1 protein-coding gene is annotated in these 2043 nt (G+C 39.7%); it reads left to right on the top strand.

All coding sequences use genetic code 11. From position 1 onward, the window contains the following. The first annotated feature begins 100 nt into the window (after positions 1–100). A complete protein-coding gene (locus tag Q5691_RS27465; protein WP_333348401.1) occupies positions 101–1765 on the top strand; it encodes an IS1634 family transposase in 1665 nt (554 codons plus the stop codon). The last annotated feature ends 278 nt before the right edge of the window (positions 1766–2043 follow it).

Here is a 2043-nt window from a genome sequence, read left to right as displayed (position 1 = left end):
GATAGATTTGGCAACAATAAACTCCCAAACGATTGCCGTGCAATCGTTTGGGAGTTTTTAGTGTATAATAGATTTCTGCAGTAAAGCAACTCTAAAAATCATGAACCAGCCATTATCGGGGATAAATATCGTAAATTTAGACCACTTGGGAATAGTAGCCGGGATAATAGATGAAATGGAATTGGTAGAAGAAGTCAACAAAAAAGTGGGGATAAGCAACAAAGAAACCCTCAGCCCAGGACAAGTCATGAAAGCGATGATTTTGAACGGATTAGGGTTTTTGAGCGCCCCAATCTACCTATTCGACACATTTTTTGTCGGAAAAGCAACAGAACATCTAATAGGAGAAGGAGTGACCCCTGAACAATTAAATGATGATAGAATAGGCAGAGCATTAGACAAATACCATCAAGCTGGAACGACACAGTTATTCACAGCGATCGCCCTGAAAGCAGCTCATAAATTTCAAGTAGAAATGAACAGCGTTCATCTAGACAGCAGTTCAATATCAGTAGAAGGAGCATACAAAACTCGTCAGGAAAAGAGTCAAGACATTGAAACAGACTCATCAGACCCACCCGATGAAATGAAAGCCATAAAAATCGTTCACGGATATTCAAGAGACAAAAGACCCGACCTCAAACAATTTATCATTGACACCATAGTTAGCGGTGATGGAGACGTACCATTGTATCTCAAAATAGATGACGGAAACGCCGATGACAAAAGCGTTTTTGTAGCCCGACTCAAAGAATTTAAAAACCAATGGACTTTCGACGGAATCTGTGTAGCAGACAGTGCCTTATACACAGCAGAAAACTTATCAGCAATGGCAGGAATGAAATGGATAACCAGAGTGCCATTAAGTATCAAATCAGCCCGACAAAAAATCTCAGCTATCGAAGATAAAGACTGGGAATCAGCTCAAATTAAAGGCTACAAAATAGCAGCCATAACCAGCGAGTATGCCAACATCAAACAAAGATGGATAGTAGTAGAAAGCGATCTCAGAAAACAAGCAGCCCTCAAAAAAATAGCCCAGCAAGTAGAGAAACAATTAGAATCAGCTTCTTCCTCACTACGCAAGCTATTCAGACAAGAGTTTGCGTGTATAGCCGACGCAGAAATCGCGATAAAAAGATTATCAGATACCTGGAAGTATCACCAAATCACAGAAATTGAATGCCGAGAAAAACCAGTCAAAAAATCGACAAGCAAGCAGAAACTAGAGAACCAAACAAATCCAACAGTTTATCAAGTTACGGGTCAAATAGGAACCCGGTTATCAGTAATAGAAGCCGAACAAATCACAGCCGGGAGATTTATATTAGCCACCAACATGTTAGACACTCAAGAGGTGAGCGATCGACAGATACTATCAGAATACAAAGCGCAGCAAAGTAACGAGAGAGGATTTAGATTTATCAAAGATCCATTGTTTTTTACATCAAGCGTATTTGTGAAAAATCCCGAGCGAGTCGAAGCAATAGGAATGATAATGGGACTGTGCTTGTTAGTTTATACCCTAGCGCAAAGGAAATTGAGACAACACTTAGAAGCCACCAATGAGGGAGTCAGAAATCAGGTAAAGAAACTCACCAATAAACCGACCATGCGCTGGATATTTCAGATGTTTCAAGGGGTACATTTAGTGACGGTCAACGGAGATAAGCAAGTCAGTAATTTAACCCAAGACCGTCAAGATGTATTAAAGCATTTAGGACAGTATTGCAGTCGGTACTATTTAATGTTTGCAGGTGGATGACGCTCTCCATTAAGCTGTAAATCTTGGTGAATAATCCACATTTATTAGTCAAGATGATTAGCTCTTGGCGGGATTTATTTTGGCTAAAAAGCTAAGTTATTTCGCGAAGAAAGCGCCATAAATCTATTAAAAAAAGTCAACTATTTCAGTTTAGTTGATTTCGGGAGATTTGACAGGTGCCCGTGACGTTAAAACCGCATAAGTTAAACGGAAAAACTTTTTGACTCCAACTTTTCACAACTGATAAAAAAATTCCACACACATCTGCGGAATGTGGG

The sequence above is a fragment of the Microcoleus sp. w1-18aA5 genome (assembly GCF_036701705.1).
Classification (GTDB): Bacteria; Cyanobacteriota; Cyanobacteriia; order Cyanobacteriales; family Microcoleaceae; genus Microcoleus.
The sequence above is the reverse complement of the archived record's forward strand: the minus strand, read 5'-3'. Positions and strand labels throughout refer to the sequence as shown.

Excerpts from the sequence above, each read along its gene's own strand:
- Q5691_RS27465 (WP_333348401.1), top strand. The coding sequence starts at position 101 with ATGAACCAGCCATTATCGGGGATAAATATCGTAAATTTAGACCACTTG.